Annotated in this window: 11 protein-coding genes; 6 read left to right on the top strand and 5 right to left on the bottom strand. The window is 71.3% G+C overall.

Translation table 11 applies throughout. From position 1 onward, the window contains the following. Window positions 1–37: 37 nt before the first annotated feature. The gene (locus tag ACGFRF_RS14940) at window positions 38–1,660 is read right to left on the bottom strand and encodes a protein kinase (RefSeq protein ID WP_393739821.1); all 1,623 of its coding nucleotides are present in this window, start codon (window positions 1,658–1,660) and stop codon (window positions 38–40) included. Between the two features lie 343 nt (window positions 1,661–2,003). Between ACGFRF_RS14940 and ACGFRF_RS14935 the strand changes: the two genes are divergently transcribed. Beyond that, on the top strand, window positions 2,004–3,635 hold the full coding sequence (locus ACGFRF_RS14935) for a protein kinase (RefSeq protein WP_393739819.1): 1,632 nt from the start codon (window positions 2,004–2,006) through the stop codon (window positions 3,633–3,635). Between the two features lie 69 nt (window positions 3,636–3,704). On the opposite strand, the gene ACGFRF_RS14930 is transcribed toward ACGFRF_RS14935, so the two are convergent. Then, a complete protein-coding gene (locus ACGFRF_RS14930; RefSeq protein WP_393739817.1) occupies window positions 3,705–4,721 on the bottom strand; it encodes a phosphotransferase in 1,017 nt (338 codons plus the stop codon). A 581-nt stretch (window positions 4,722–5,302) separates the two neighbouring features. On the opposite strand from ACGFRF_RS14930, the gene pdhA reads away from it, so the two are divergent. From pdhA to ACGFRF_RS14915, 3 genes are read left to right on the top strand one after another with little or no spacing between them, the layout of a single operon-like run. Next, entirely contained in the window at window positions 5,303–6,544 is a 1,242-nt protein-coding gene (gene pdhA / locus ACGFRF_RS14925) for a pyruvate dehydrogenase (acetyl-transferring) E1 component subunit alpha (protein ID WP_393739815.1), read from the top strand. A gap of 1 nt (window position 6,545) precedes the next feature. Continuing rightward, window positions 6,546–7,523: an alpha-ketoacid dehydrogenase subunit beta gene (locus ACGFRF_RS14920; RefSeq protein ID WP_393739813.1), complete on the top strand. Its 978-nt coding sequence runs from the start codon at window positions 6,546–6,548 to the stop codon at window positions 7,521–7,523. 10 nt (window positions 7,524–7,533) lie between these two features. Then, window positions 7,534–8,937 carry a dihydrolipoamide acetyltransferase family protein gene (locus tag ACGFRF_RS14915; RefSeq protein WP_393739811.1) on the top strand — a complete coding sequence of 468 codons (1,404 nt, stop codon included), beginning with the start codon at window positions 7,534–7,536 and terminating at the stop codon, window positions 8,935–8,937. A 429-nt stretch (window positions 8,938–9,366) separates the two neighbouring features. Here the strand turns inward: ACGFRF_RS14915 and ACGFRF_RS14910 are convergent, their stop codons facing one another. Then, window positions 9,367–10,269, bottom strand: coding sequence for a D-alanyl-D-alanine carboxypeptidase family protein (locus ACGFRF_RS14910; RefSeq protein ID WP_393739809.1), 903 nt, complete (start codon window positions 10,267–10,269; stop codon window positions 9,367–9,369). A 187-nt stretch (window positions 10,270–10,456) separates the two neighbouring features. Here ACGFRF_RS14910 and ACGFRF_RS14905 point away from each other — a divergent pair, with 187 nt between their 5' ends. Together ACGFRF_RS14905 and ACGFRF_RS14900 are read left to right on the top strand one after the other, a co-directional pair. Further along, window positions 10,457–11,131, top strand: coding sequence for a GntR family transcriptional regulator (locus tag ACGFRF_RS14905; RefSeq protein ID WP_393739807.1), 675 nt, complete (start codon window positions 10,457–10,459; stop codon window positions 11,129–11,131). Continuing rightward, on the top strand, window positions 11,128–12,426 hold the full coding sequence (locus ACGFRF_RS14900; protein WP_393739805.1) for a nitrate/nitrite transporter: 1,299 nt from the start codon (window positions 11,128–11,130) through the stop codon (window positions 12,424–12,426). Before ACGFRF_RS14905 ends, ACGFRF_RS14900 begins: the two co-directional genes overlap by 4 nt. Window positions 12,427–12,585: 159 nt before the next feature. Here ACGFRF_RS14900 and ACGFRF_RS14895 read toward each other — a convergent pair whose 3' ends face one another. Together ACGFRF_RS14895 and ACGFRF_RS14890 are read right to left on the bottom strand one after the other, a co-directional pair. Then, window positions 12,586–13,344 carry an SAM-dependent methyltransferase gene (locus tag ACGFRF_RS14895; RefSeq protein WP_393739803.1) on the bottom strand — a complete coding sequence of 253 codons (759 nt, stop codon included), beginning with the start codon at window positions 13,342–13,344 and terminating at the stop codon, window positions 12,586–12,588. Window positions 13,345–13,557: 213 nt separating this feature from the next. Then, window positions 13,558–14,382 carry a maleylpyruvate isomerase family mycothiol-dependent enzyme gene (locus ACGFRF_RS14890; protein ID WP_393739801.1) on the bottom strand — a complete coding sequence of 275 codons (825 nt, stop codon included), beginning with the start codon at window positions 14,380–14,382 and terminating at the stop codon, window positions 13,558–13,560. Between the last annotated feature and the right edge of the window lie 60 nt (window positions 14,383–14,442).

The following is a 14,442-nucleotide window of genomic DNA, read 5'->3' as shown; positions in this document are numbered from 1 at the left end:
GACCGCCGGGCCCTTTTCGCGTGCGGAGGAGGACGGGTTACTGAGGATTGCCCGTCGAGACGCTCAGCTCGATCTTGCCGAGGTCCTTGGGGTCGACATCCGTGCCCTCGGAGGGGAACTGGTCGATGACGGTGCCGTCGCCCCAGGTGTTCTCGTTCTGCTCCTTGATGCCCCAGTCCCAGCCCGCGGCCTGGAGGCACTCCTTCACGGAGTTGATGTCCTTGTAGCGGAAGTCGGGCAGCTGGATCTTGTCCGGATCGTCGTACGACTCCTGCGGATCCGTGCACTTGTCCTTCTCGATCCGCCGGGAGGTGTCCGGACCGCGGTAGCCCGCCTTGTGGGTGGCGGACTGCGAGGCGCTTGCGCCGCCGCTGCCGCGCTGGTCGCCGCCGCCGTTGTCACGCAGCGTCAGCGCGACGACCACACCGACGACCACGACGAGCGCCACCGCGACCGAGCCGATGACCACCGGCTTGGTGCTCCTGCCGCCGCTGCCGGAGGGCCGCCCGCCCGACTGGGGCGAGATCGTGTACGGCGGGGTCGCGGCGGCCTGCGGGCCGTAGCCCACCGGAGGTGTCTGGTAGCCGCCCTGCTGCGGGTAGCCGTAGCCCGGGGCGGGCGCGGGCGTCTGCGGGCCGTACGGATTCGGCTGGTACGGCGTCTGCACCGGCCCGGTGGGCGGCGGGGTCGTCTGGCCGACCGGCGGGAACACCGCGGAGCCGACGCCCGAGCCGCTTTGCACCGGCCCGGCGCCCGGCACGATGCTCGGCGCGCCCGGCTGGACGGAGGCGGCGACGCGCAGGCACTCGGAGCGCATGGCCTCGGCGGTCGGGAAACGCTCGTTCGGGTTCTTCTTCAGCGCGCGGGTGACCAGCGCGTCCACCGCGGGCGGCAGCGCGCGGTTGATGGAGGACGGAGCCACCGGCTCCTCCTGCACATGCGCGTACGCGATCGCCAGCGGGGAGTCGGCGTCGAACGGCAGCCGCCCGGTGACCAGCTGGAACAGCATGATGCCGACCGAGTACAGGTCCGAGCGGGCGTCCACGCCGCGGCCGAGGGCCTGCTCGGGCGAGAGGTACTGAGGGGTGCCGACGACCATGCCGGTCTGGGTCATCGAGGTGACGCCGGACTGCATGGCGCGGGCGATGCCGAAGTCCATGACCTTCACGACACCGCGCTTGGTCATCATCACGTTGCCCGGCTTGATGTCGCGGTGGACCAGCCCCATCTCATGGCTGATCTCCAGCGCCGCGAGCACATCGGCGGTGATCTTCAGCGCCTTGTCGGCCGGCATCGCGCCGTGCCGGCGGATGTCCGCCTCCAGGACCGAGCCCAGCGGGCGGCCCTCGACGTACTCCATGACGATGTACGGCGTCGCCATACCGCCCAGATCGTCCTCGCCGGTGTCGAACACGGAGACGATGTTGGTGTGCGTGAGCTTGGCCACGGCCTGGGCCTCGCGGCGGAAGCGCTCGCGGAAGGCCTGCTCGCGGCCGAGCTCGGTGTGGAGCGTCTTGATCGCGACCTGGCGGTCCAGCACGGCGTCGTACGCCAGGTGCACCGAGGCCATGCCGCCCTCGCCGAGCAAGTCGCGCAGCTGGTAGCGGCCACCGGCCAGCGCCTGCCCCGCGTACCGGCCGTGTGCGCCGTCCTGGCTCATCTCTCCGCGTCCCCCACTGGCCGTCCGGCGCCGTCGCCCAGCGAACAGGCCTTGATCGAATGTGTCATTCCCGGCCAAGTCTGCCCGAGGGCACTGACACGTCAAGCTCGGTGCCCGTTCCGTGACCGTACGCGAAAGAAGCGTCGCGCAAGCGTTACTCGCGGCGTACGACCGGTGCACAGAATTTGCACGAGAGCGCGTGCTAGAGGTTTCATGGCCGGTCCGTCTCGGGGCGGTCCCGGTTCCGGATCCGGACCGGAGGCCACCGCGAAGGCTGTAGCGTGGCCGACGGAGACCGTAACAACACCGCGCGCACCGCGGGCAGAAACGACGGCGAGGACCGATGGCACAGACGCACAGCGCCCAGGGCCCGTCCGACCCCGAGGCGACTGGCGGCGGCATGTCAGACACGCCGGAGATGTGGGGCAACGGAGGGCTCGTCGGCGACGGCCGGTACCGGCTCACGCACCGGCTCGGCAGGGGTGGCATGGCCGAGGTGTTCGCTGCCGAGGACGTGCGCCTGGGGCGTACGGTCGCGGTCAAGCTGCTCCGCGCCGACCTGGCCGAGGACCCGGTCTCCAAGGCCCGCTTCACCCGCGAGGCCCAGTCGGTCGCCGGCCTCAACCACCACGCGATCGTCGCCGTGTACGACTCCGGCGAGGACTACGTGGGCGGCCAGTCCGTGCCGTACATCGTGATGGAGCTGGTCGAGGGCCGCACCATCCGCGACCTGCTGATGAACGCCGAGGCGCCGGGCCCGGAGCAGGCCCTGATCATCGTCTCCGGGGTGCTGGAGGCGCTCGCCTACTCGCACCAGCACGGCATCGTGCACCGTGACATCAAGCCAGCCAACGTCATCATCACCCACAGCGGTGCCGTCAAGGTGATGGACTTCGGCATCGCCCGCGCCCTGCACGGCGCGTCCACGACGATGACGCAGACCGGCATGGTCATGGGCACCCCGCAGTACCTCTCCCCCGAGCAGGCGCTCGGCAAGGCCGTCGACCACCGCTCCGACCTGTACGCGACCGGCTGCCTGCTGTACGAACTCCTCGCCCTGCGGCCGCCCTTCACCGGCGAGACCCCGCTGTCGGTGGTCTACCAGCACGTCCAGGACATCCCGACCCCGCCCTCCGGCGTCTCCGACGGCTGCCCGCCGGAGCTGGACGGCCTGGTCATGCGCTCCCTCGCCAAGGAGCCCGACGACCGGTTCCAGACGGCCGAGGAGATGCGCGGCCTGGTCCAGTACGGCCTGCAGATGCTGTACGACCAGGGTGGCCACACCGGCACCTGGAACACGGGCCCGGTGGAGACGCACGACGGCCGGCACACCCCGGCGGGCGGTTTCGCCGGGACGACCGCGATGCAGCACCCCGGCGACTTCGGCGCGGGCACCGCGCAGATCCCGCAGCCGATCCTGCCCACCGGGTACGGGAGCGGCGACGACGGCGGCTTCGAGGGGCACGGCAACAAGGGCAGCGGACGCGGCAAGCTGTGGATCCTCGCCGTCCTCGCGGTCATCGCGATCGCGGCGGGCGTCGCGCTGGCGCTCAAGGGCGGCGTCGGCGGCGGCAGCGGCAACGGGACCGACACCAAGCCGACGACGACGCACTCCAAGAACACGAAGGACGAATCGCCCTCCGCGAGCCCGACCGACGACCATACGGACCAGCCCACGGACCCCTCCACGGACACCGACTCGAACACGGGCGGCACCGGCTCCGACTGGCCCCCGTCGTACACCCCGTCGTACACGCCGTCCCAGTCGGCCAGTTCCGAGCCGAGCGACGAGCCGTCCGACCCGCAGACCTCGCAGTCGCAGCCCACGGACCCCGCGGACGGCGGTACGGACGAGGGCACCACGGACGGCGGTACGGACGAGGGCACCACCGAGGGCGGTACGGACACGGGCACCACGCTGGGCACCACCGTCGGGACCACGGCCGACGGCGGCACGGGCGAGACCGCCGGTTGAGGGACACCCACGGCGACCGGGCCGGCACCGCTGTGACCTGCTGACCCGTCGCGTCCCGGTCGCCCCGGCTCACCGCACGAACGCGTCGCACACCGCCTCGTACTCGCGCGTCCACCACACCGCGAGCGCGGAGGCGGCCGGGAACTGGCAGTCCGCGCGCGTGTCACCGCGTTCGTAGTGCCAGCGCAGCATCCAGAAGTCGTTCAGCCGCTCCCACCACACCCGGTGCACGGCCGCCGCCAGTTCCGAGGGCGTGGCCCGGGCCGCGCGCCGGTACGCGCGCGCGTACGCCCGCACCTTCGGCAGGTCCAGCGCGCCCGCGGGCCGCACGAAGAAGATCGCGGCGGCGCGTACGGCCTCCTCGGCGCGGGGCTGCACACCGAGCCGGTCCCAGTCGACGATGGCGGCCGGGGCGTCGTCCTTGTAGAGCAGGTTGAACGGGTGGAAGTCGCCGTGCACCCAGCCCACCGGGCCACCGCGCGGCGGGCGCCGGTCCGCGTACTGCTCCAGCAGGGCGCGGCGTTCCAGGAGGCGGTGCCGGGCCAGCTCGTCGAAGGCGTCGGCGGGGCGCTGGCGGCGGACGTGGGCGAGCAGGTCGTCGATGAGGGCGAAGGTGTCGGCCGGGTCGGCGCTCTCCACGGGATGGGGACTCGTGGCCGGGCGGGTGCGCCCCTTGGGCGGCATCACGCGCTCCAGGCAGGCGTGCACGGCGCCCAGGAGCGCACCCAGGCGGGCGCTCTGCCCGCGCGTGAGCTGGCCGCCGTGGCGGTGCCTGCCGTCGATCCAGGGGTGCAGGGCGTAGGCGTGGCCGCCGACGACGGCGACCGTGCGGCCCTCGCGGTGCGCGAGCGGCACGGCGACCGGCACGCCGAGGTCGGCCAGGCGCTGGGTGGCCCGGTGCCGGCGCTCGATGGCGGCGGGGTCGGCGGTGTCGGGGTCGAAGTGGTGCTTGAGGAAGTAGCGGCCGCGGGTGGTGCACAGCCGGTAGCCGCGGTTGAGCAGACCCTGGTCGACCGGCTCACAGGTGAGGGCAGTACCGGCGGCGTACAGGCGCAGCAGGGCGCCGAGAGGGGGCGCGTGGGGCACGAGGGGTGGTACACAAGAGCGCGGCACGCGCCAGATGCTAGGGCACGAAAAGCCCCCGTGAGCTGGGGCTTATCACAGACAGTCGCCGTCGGTCGCTTTCGGTCACAGGCTGTACCGTGACGAACTCCGGATCGACGGTCAGGTGCCCGGGCGGTCGGGTGTGCGAGCGGGGCTCGCTCGATCGCGCCCCTTAATTCGTCAGACGTATGAAGAATTCACCGGCCCAGGAAATACCCTGACTTTTCCGTCTTCCTGGCACGGAGCCCGCTCGGACACAAACTCTTCCCGTGACCTGGGTGAGCGGGATAACGTGCGGATGCTCCGGCGTCGAGCAAGGCTGTGACCAGCACGCTTACCGGCCTCCTCGATTTACTTGGAAATCCAAGCAAAATCGCAGGTCAGGTGAGGTTTCACAGAAATGTGGAGCACTGGGTAACGTGATGGTTGCAGGGCGCTCGCCGGGGCACCTGTCACGCCTGTTCCCGGCCGAGTGGCACCCACCCCGTGCCCGGTGGTCGACAACAGGTGAGCCGCACTGGCCTACCGGCAACCCCGGGGGCCGGACCGACGGAGGAGCACACGTGACCGTGGACAGCAGTGCCGCGCGCAAGCCGCGACGCAGCGCCGCAGGCAAGGCCGGCACCACCGGCAGCAAGACCGGCACGACCGGCGACGCGACCGGAGCCACCGGCACCAAGCGCACCACGCGCACCACCCGCAGCACCGCGAAGAAGAGCACCGAAACCGAACTCGTGCAGCTTCTGACCCCCGAGGGCAAACGGGTCAAGAACGCCGAGTACGACGCCTACGTCGCCGGCATCACCCCGGAGGAGCTGCGCGGCCTGTACCGCGACATGGTGCTCACCCGCCGCTTCGACGCCGAGGCCACCGCCCTGCAGCGCCAGGGCGAGCTGGGCCTGTGGGCCTCGCTGCTGGGCCAGGAGGCCGCCCAGATCGGCTCCGGCCGGGCCACCCGCGAGGACGACTACGTCTTCCCGACCTACCGCGAGCACGGCGTCGCCTGGTGCCGCGGGGTCGACCCGACGAACCTGCTCGGCATGTTCCGCGGCGTCAACAACGGCGGCTGGGACCCGAACAGCAACAACTTCCACCTGTACACGATCGTCATCGGCTCCCAGACGCTGCACGCCACCGGCTACGCGATGGGCGTCGCCAAGGACGGCGCGGACTCGGCCGTCATCGCCTACTTCGGCGACGGCGCCTCCAGCCAGGGCGACGTGGCCGAATCGTTCACCTTCTCCGCGGTCTACAACGCGCCGGTGGTGTTCTTCTGCCAGAACAACCAGTGGGCGATCTCCGAACCCACCGAGAAGCAGAGCCGCGTGCCGCTCTACCAGCGTGCGCAGGGCTTCGGATTCCCGGGCGTACGGGTGGACGGCAACGACGTGCTGGCCTGTCTGGCGGTCACGAAGTGGGCGCTGGAGCGCGCCCGCAACGGCGAGGGCCCCACCCTGGTCGAGGCGTTCACCTACCGCATGGGCGCCCACACCACCTCCGACGACCCCACCCGCTACCGGGGCGACGAGGAGCGGGCCGCCTGGGAGGCGAAGGACCCGATCCTGCGCCTTCGCCGGTACCTGGAGGCGTCGAACCACGCGGACGAGGGATTCTTCGCGGAACTCGAGACCGAGTCCGAGGCGTTGGGCAAGCGAGTGCGCGAAGTGGTCCGCGCCATGCCCGACCCGGATCGCTTCGCCATCTTCGAGAACGTGTACGCGGACGGGCATGCGCTCGTCGACGAGGAGCGAGCCCAGTTCGCCGCCTACCAGGCGTCGTTCGCGGACGCTGAAGGGGGTCACTGACATGGCCGAGAAGATGGCGATGGCCAAGGCCATCAACGAGTCGCTGCGCCGTGCCCTGGACGCCGACCCCAAGGTCCTCGTCATGGGCGAGGACGTCGGCAAGCTCGGCGGTGTCTTCCGCGTGACGGACGGCCTGCAGAAGGACTTCGGCGAGAGCCGGGTCATCGACACCCCGCTGGCGGAGTCCGGCATCGTCGGCACCGCGATCGGCCTGGCCCTGCGCGGCTACCGTCCGGTGGTGGAGATCCAGTTCGACGGTTTCGTCTTCCCGGCCTACGACCAGATCGTCACCCAGCTCGCGAAGATGCACGCCCGCTCGCTGGGCAAGGTGAAGATGCCGGTCGTGGTGCGCATCCCCTACGGCGGTGGCATCGGCGCGGTCGAGCACCACTCCGAGTCCCCCGAGGCGCTGTTCGCGCACGTGGCGGGCCTGAAGATCGTCTCTCCGTCGAACGCGTCGGACGCGTACTGGATGATGCAGCAGGCCATCCAGAGCGACGACCCGGTGATCTACTTCGAGCCGAAGCGGCGGTACTGGGACAAGGCCGAGGTCGACGTCGAGGCCATCCCGGCCCCGCTGCACAAGGCCCAGGTCGTCCGCGAGGGCAGCGACCTCACCCTGGCCGCCTACGGCCCGATGGTGAAGCTCTGCCAGGAGGTCGCCGCCGCAGCGGCCGAGGAGGGCAAGTCCCTGGAGGTCCTGGACCTGCGCTCGGTGTCCCCGCTGGACTTCGACGCGATCCAGGCGTCGGTGGAGAAGACCGGCCGGCTGGTCGTGGTGCATGAGGCGCCGGTGTTCTTCGGCTCGGGCGCGGAGATCGCCGCGCGGATCACCGAGCGCTGCTTCTACCACCTGGAGGCCCCGGTGCTCCGGGTCGGCGGCTACCACGCGCCGTACCCGCCGGCGCGGCTGGAGGAGGAGTACCTGCCGGACCTGGACCGCGTGCTCGACGCCGTCGACCGCTCGCTGGCGTACTGAGGAGAGGGTCGTGACGACGATGACGGAAGCGTCCGTACGCGAGTTCAAGATGCCGGACGTCGGTGAGGGACTCACCGAGGCCGAGATCCTCAAGTGGTACGTCCAGCCCGGTGACACGGTCACCGACGGCCAGGTGGTGTGCGAGGTCGAGACCGCGAAGGCGGCTGTCGAACTGCCCATCCCGTACGACGGCGTGGTCCGTGAGCTGCGCTTCCCGGAAGGCACCACGGTGGACGTGGGCACGGCCATCATCACGGTGGACGTGGCGGGCGGCGCGGCGGCGGAGGCCCCCACCGAGCAGCCGCAGGCGGAGCCCGAGAAGCCCGCCCAGCCGGTCGAGGAGCCGAAGAAGGAGGGCCGCCAGCCGGTCCTCGTCGGATACGGCGTGTCCACCTCCGCCACCAAGCGCCGCCCCCGCAGGGGTCCCGAGGTCACCGTCCCGGCGCCGGCCCAGGCGATCCAGGCGGAGCTGAACGGCCACGGCCCCGCCCCGGTCACGGAGAAGTCCCGCCCGCTGGCCAAGCCGCCGGTGCGCAAGCTGGCCAAGGACCTCGGCGTCGACCTCGCCGCGATCATCCCGTCCGGCCCGGACGGCGTCATCACCCGCGAGGACGTCCACGCGGCGGCCACGCCCACGGCCGCTCCCGAGCCGGTGGTGCAGGCCCCCGCCGCGGCCCGCCCGGCCCCCGCAGCCGCGGTGACCTACGACGGCGCGCGGGAGACCCGCATCCCGGTCAAGGGCGTGCGCAAGGCCACGGCGGCGGCGATGGTCGGTTCGGCGTTCACGGCGCCGCATGTCACGGAGTTCGTGACGGTGGACGTGACCCGCACCATGAAACTGGTCGAGGAGCTGAAGCAGGACAAGGAGATGCAGGGCCTGCGGGTGAACCCGCTGCTGCTCATCGCCAAGGCCCTGCTGGTCGCCATCAAGCGCAACCCGGACATCAACGCGTCCTGGGACGAGGCGAACCAGGAGATCGTGCTCAAGCACTACGTGAACCTGGGCATCGCGGCGGCCACTCCGCGCGGTCTGATCGTGCCGAACATCAAGGACGCCCACGCCAAGACGCTGCCGCAGCTGGCGCAGGCGCTGGGCGAACTGGTGTCGACGGCCCGCGAGGGCAAGACCTCGCCGGCCGCGATGCAGGGCGGCACGGTGACCATCACCAACGTCGGCGTCTTCGGCGTCGACACCGGCACGCCGATCCTCAACCCCGGCGAGTCGGCGATCCTGGCGGTCGGCGCGATCAAGCTCCAGCCGTGGGTCCACAAGGGCAAGGTCAAGCCCCGCCAGGTCACCACACTGGCGCTGAGCTTCGACCACCGCCTGGTCGACGGTGAGCTGGGCTCCAAGGTGCTGGCGGACGTGGCGGCGATCCTGGAGCAGCCGAAGCGCCTGATCACCTGGGCATGAGCCGAGGGGCCGCGCACTCGAGGCCGGGTGCGTGGCCCTCCCCTCCAGCGGTGCCGGCTTTCGTGCCACGGTCGGTGCCCTCTCAGGTCTCCTACCGAAGCCCAGCCGGCTCCGGGTCCGGGCGGAGCCGGTGGCAGGCGCTGCTCCAGCGCCTGGGCGGCCTGTTCCCGCCGCAGTGCCGTGTGCCGCTGCTGGAGCCGCGGCGGCTCGGGATGCTCCGGCACGCCGTCGCCTCCGTGGTCCTGCGGCGCGGGCGGGTTCTCCTTGGGCTTGCGGTGCTTGGTGCAGTGGGTGTGATGCCGGGCCAGGTCGCGGTAGCGGCGCAGCAGTTCGGCGGGGTTCTCGAGGGGGAGGGGCCCACCGGGCAGCCGTCCCGCGCAACAGAACGGGCCCGCCGCTTTCCGCGACGGGCCCGTGTCACGCTCGGTGTCAGCCGAGCCTGGTGAAGCCGTAGGAGAGGAGCTTCTTCGCGTCCGTCTCGCGCTGGGTGATGGAGGTGGAGGCGAGGACGGTGCCGATGACCGTCTTGCCGTTCCGGGTCGCGGCGAAGACCAGGCAGTACTTGGCCTCGGGGCCGGAGCCGGTCTTCACGCCGATGGTGCCGCTGTAGCTGCTGAGGAGCCCGTTGGTGTTCTTCCACGTGGCCATCGTGCGGGTGCTGCCCGTCTTGGTGATGGTCTTCGCCGTGTACGCCTTCGTCTTGACGATCGAGCGGAACGTGGAGTTCTTCATCGCGCTGCTGGCGATCTTCGTCAGGTCGCGCGGCGTCGAGTAGTTGGAGCCGTTGCCGATGCCGTCGAACGAGTCGAAGTGCGTGTTCTTCAGACCCAGGTTCTTGGCGGCGGTGTTCATCTTGCCGATGAAGGACGTCACCCGCGCGGCCCGCGTCGAGCCGGTGCCGAACTTGTCGGCGAGCGCGTACGCCGCGTCGCAGCCGGAGGGCAGCATCAGCCCGTACAGCAGCTGGCGGACGGTGACCTTGTCGCCGACGATCAGATGGGCGGACGAGGCGCCCTTCGAGACGATGTAGTCGCTGTACGCCTTCTGGATCGTCACCTTGGAGTCGAGATTGAGGTTCGACTGCGCCAGCACGACCTTGGCGGTCATGATCTTGGTGGTGGAACCGGTGGACCGCTTGGTGTCGGCGGCCTTGGTGTACAGCGACGAACCGTTCGCGTTGTTCATCACGTAGCCGCCCTTGGCCACGATCGAGGGCGCGGTGACGGCCTGCGCGGGCGCCGCGGTGAGAGCCCCGGTGGCGAGCAGCGCGCCGGAGGTGACGGCGACGGCAGCAGCTCTGCGGATGCGGGTGCCCTTAATGCCGGTAATCAAAGTGAGATACCCCGATTGTCGTGAATGCCCCTGAAGTGCGGCCTAGTTGAGGTGGCAAGAGCATGGCCGCACGTGTGAGACATGTAAGTAGCACACAAGGTTGTGCGAGTGCTGCGGGGGATTTTCATCACGTCCGCATGGTGGACGACGCTCTCGCATGCGTGCGTGTTGTATCTATCCTGTCGGCATGAACACGGCCGTTCAGCAGACCCCGCACCAGACCCTCAAGCAGCCACCCGCCGCCGACCGCGTCTACGCCCACGTCAAGCAGGGCGTCCTCGACCGCCGCTACGAAGGCGGAACCCTCCTCACCGAGGGTGAGCTGGCCGAAGCCGTCGGCGTCTCGCGCACACCCGTCCGGGAGGCGCTGCTACGGCTGGAGGCCGAGGGCCTGATCCGGCTCTACCCGAAGAAGGGCGCTCTGGTGCTGCCCGTCTCGGCGCAGGAGATCGCCGACGTGGTGGAGACCCGGCTGCTGGTGGAGGAGCACGCGGCCCGCAAGGCCGTACCCGCCCCGCCGGTCCTGCTGGAGCGGCTGACGGAGCTGCTGGAGCAGCAGAAGGCGCAGGCCGCCGCCGGCGATCTGGCCGCGGCCGCGGTCACCGACCGCTGCTTCCACGCCGAGATCGTGCGCAGCGGCGGCAACGAGATCCTCTCCCGGCTGTACGACCAGCTGCGCGACCGCCAGTTGCGGATGGGCGTCGCCGTCATGCACTCGCACCCCGACCGGATCGCCAAGACCCTCGCCGAGCACGAGGAGATCCTCGAGGCGCTGCGGGCCGGGGACGCGGAGGCGGCCGTCGCGGTCGTGCACCGGCACGTGAGCTGGTTCTCGCACCTCGCGCGGGGTGAGGTCCGGTGACCAACACCACCCTTCCAGGCGATCCGCCGGGCGGCCGCCGCGCCGTCGCCGTGTGGTCCATAGGCGTCGCCGTCTACTTCGTCGCCGTCATCTTCCGCACCTCGCTGGGCGTCGCCGGCCTCGACGCGGCCGACCGCTTCCATGTGGGCGCCTCCGCGCTGTCGACCTTCTCGATCCTCCAGCTGCTGGTCTACGCCGGCATGCAGATACCCGTCGGCCTGCTGGTCGACCGGCTCGGCACCAAGAAGGTGCTGAGCATCGGCGCCGTGCTGTTCACGGCCGGGCAGCTGGGCTTCGCCTTCTCCCCCTCGTACGGCACCGCGCTCGCCTCCCGGGCGCTGCTCGGCTGCGGGGACGCGATGACCTTCATCAGCGTGCTGCGGCTGGGCACCCGCTGGTTCCCGGCCCGGCGCGGGCCCATGGTCGCGCAGCTCGCGGGCCTGGTCGGCATGGCGGGCAACCTGGTCTCCACCCTGGTCCTGGCCCGGCTGCTGCACGGCATCGGCTGGACACCGGCGTTCGCGGGCAGCGCGCTCGCCGGCGTGGTCGTCCTGGTCCTGACGCTGCTCTTCCTCAAGGACCACCCGGAGGGGTACGAACCCGAGCCGTCCCCGCACCAGGGGGCCGCCTACGTCCGCCGGCAGATCGCCGCGGCCTGGCGGGAGCCGGGCACCCGTCTCGGCCTGTGGGTGCATTTCACGACCCAGTTCCCGGCGATGGTGTTCCTGCTGCTGTGGGGCCTGCCCTTCCTGGTCCAGGCGCAGGGGCTCAGCCGGGCCACGGCCGGTGAACTGCTCACCCTGGTCGTGCTGTCCAACATGGTGATCGGGCTCGTCTACGGCCAGATCGTCGCCCGGCACCATGCGGCGCGACTGCCGCTGGCGCTCGGCACGGTGGGGGCGACCGCGCTGCTGTGGGCGGTGACGCTCACCTACCCGGGGGAGCACGCGCCGATGTGGCTGCTGGTGGTGCTGTGCGCGGTGCTCGGCGCGTGCGGTCCGGCGTCGATGCTCGGCTTCGACTTCGCCCGGCCGGCCAACCCGCCCGAGCGGCAGGGTACCGCGTCCGGCATCACCAACATGGGTGGTTTCGTCGCCTCCATGACGACGCTGTTCGCGATCGGCGTGCTGCTGGACGCCACCGGTGACGACTACACCGTGGCCTTCTCCGCGGTCTTCGTCCTGCAGGCGCTGGGCGTCAGCCAGATCCTGCGGCTGCGCGGCCGGGCGGCCCGCCGGGAGCGGGAGCGGCTGGTGGCGAGCCGCGTGGAGACGGTGCACGTGCCCGCGGCTTGAGCCGTGTCCGCCCACCCACGCACCAGCCGTTTCCCGTAGGCCGAGCAGCCGGCCGACCCGTGGGGCTTCCCACCGCCGGCGGCTACCCGCGGCAGACGCACGCGTCGCGAGGGGCTTTTCGCCGCTCGGGGCTGTGCGGGCAGGTGGGTGTCGGGGGTGTCAGATCGCCGTGGGGACGAGGGTGAGGTAGGCGAGTCCGAGGACGCCCCGGTAACTCATCCACTGTCCCCGGTGCCGGTCCAGGCGCTCCCGGGTCTCGGCGGCCAGCGGATGCTCCGGGTGCCCGGCGAGCCAGACCTCCGCGTCCGCCTGGTACGCCGACTCGAACTCCTCCCACTCCTCGGTTCCGGCCGTCTCCGTCCACTCCGGCCGGAAGCCGGCCTCGACGGCCAGGTCGAGGAGGGTCGCGAGGTCGTAGTGGTCGGCGGGGGTGGCGCCCGGCCACATGCCGGACAGTTCGGCCGCGGTGGGCGGGCGCTCCCAGAAGCCCTCGCCGAGCAGCACGCGCCCGCCGTCGGTCACCAGCCGGCGCAGCTCGCGCAGGGCCTCGAGGGTGGGTGACTCGGCGGTGCTCAACGCCTGGCTCGCGCCGAGACACAGCACCACGTCGGCGGGCCCGCGCCGCGTCCGGAGGGCCGACTCCTCGACGAACTCCACCCGGTCCGCGAGTCCACGCGCCTCGGCGTTGCGCCGCGCCCGGGCCAGATCCTCACCGTTGACGTCGATTCCGGTGCCCTTGGCGCCCGGTACGGCGCCCAGGAGGCGGAGCAGCAACTCCCCCCAGCCGCACCCGATGTCCAGCACGGTGTGGGGGCGGGTCGCCGCGAGCCGTTGGACCATCCTGTCGGCGCGGGGCTCGGAGAGGGGGCCGTGGAAGGTGAGACGGCTCAGGCGGGGCGGGTGCGGGGTGTCGGTCATGGCGGGGACGTTAGGCGGTTCCCCCACCCGCCCACCACTGGTTTCCGGCTGGCCGGAGGGGCGGTCGGCCAGGTGACCGGTGGGCCGGAAACCCGGTCGGCGGGGAGGACGGTCGGCCAGGTGACCGGTCGGCGAGGAGCCCGGCCGGCGGGAAGGAGAGTCGACCAGAAGACCGGTCGGCGAGAAGACCGGCCGCACTGTCGCCCGGCTTCGCTACGGCGTCACCGTGAAGTGGCGCAGGATCGCCGCGGCCAGGTCCTGGTCGCCCTCCGTCTTCACCCGGTCCGCGACCGACTCCGGGGTGACCCGGCCGCAGGCGAGGCGGACGTAGGTCTCCCAGTCGAGGCTGAGGGTGGCGGCGGGGCCGAGGGCGGGGGCGGTCTCCAGCGTGCCGCGGCCCTGGATGTCGACGCGGATCGTGCGCAGGAACTCGACCGGTCCGTGCACGTCGAACACGATCGCCGAACTGCGCGGCGCCTCCGCGTCCTTCGCCACGACCTTGGGCAGCGCCTCCAGCAGGACGTCCCGGGCGACGTACGCGCCCGGCGAGTCGAGGTTGCCGGGGCGGCCGAGGGCCGTGCGCAGGTCCTGTTCGTGCACCCACACGTCGAAGGCTCGGGCGCGATAGGCCTGTTCGAGGGTGATCTCCTTGCCCAGCGGGCCACGCACCGCGGTGCCGGGGTCACGGGACTCGTTGCGCAGTTGGCGGTTGCGGCGGATGACCGTGTACTCCAGCTCGGCCGTCATCTCCGGCGCGGTGTGGTGGCGGCGGACGTCGACCTGCATCTCCATGTAGCGCTGGTGCTCGGTGGTGACGTGGAAGAGGTCGCTGGGCAGGGAGTGGATGGGGCGCGGGTCACCGAGCATCTCGCAGTCCATGCCGATCACATGGGACACGATGTCCCGCACCGACCAGCCGGGGCAGGGGGTCCGCCGGTTCCACTCGCCGTCGACGAGTGACTGCACCATCTCGGATATCGCTTCGATGGAGTGCGTCCAGGCATCGGCGTAGGGCTGGAGGGTGGGATGCAGACTCACGGGAACGGGACCCCTCGGCGGTCGGTACACGGGCAGGTTGTGTGGCGGCGTTGCCAGCGG

The organism is Streptomyces sp. NPDC048521 (assembly GCF_043199855.1).
Lineage (GTDB): Bacteria > Actinomycetota > Actinomycetes > Streptomycetales > Streptomycetaceae > Streptomyces.
The sequence above is the reverse complement of the archived record's forward strand: the minus strand, read 5'-3'. Positions and strand labels throughout refer to the sequence as shown.

What these genes read in the sequence shown, in the direction of transcription:
- ACGFRF_RS14940 (WP_393739821.1), bottom strand. Translation starts at nt 1,660, where the DNA reads ATGAGCCAGGACGGCGCACACGGCCGGTACGCGGGGCAGGCGCTGGCC.
- ACGFRF_RS14935 (WP_393739819.1), top strand. Translation starts at nt 2,004, where the DNA reads ATGGCACAGACGCACAGCGCCCAGGGCCCGTCCGACCCCGAGGCGACT.
- ACGFRF_RS14920 (WP_393739813.1), top strand. Translation starts at nt 6,546, where the DNA reads ATGGCCGAGAAGATGGCGATGGCCAAGGCCATCAACGAGTCGCTGCGC.
- ACGFRF_RS14905 (WP_393739807.1), top strand. Translation starts at nt 10,457, where the DNA reads ATGAACACGGCCGTTCAGCAGACCCCGCACCAGACCCTCAAGCAGCCA.
- ACGFRF_RS14895 (WP_393739803.1), bottom strand. Translation starts at nt 13,344, where the DNA reads ATGACCGACACCCCGCACCCGCCCCGCCTGAGCCGTCTCACCTTCCAC.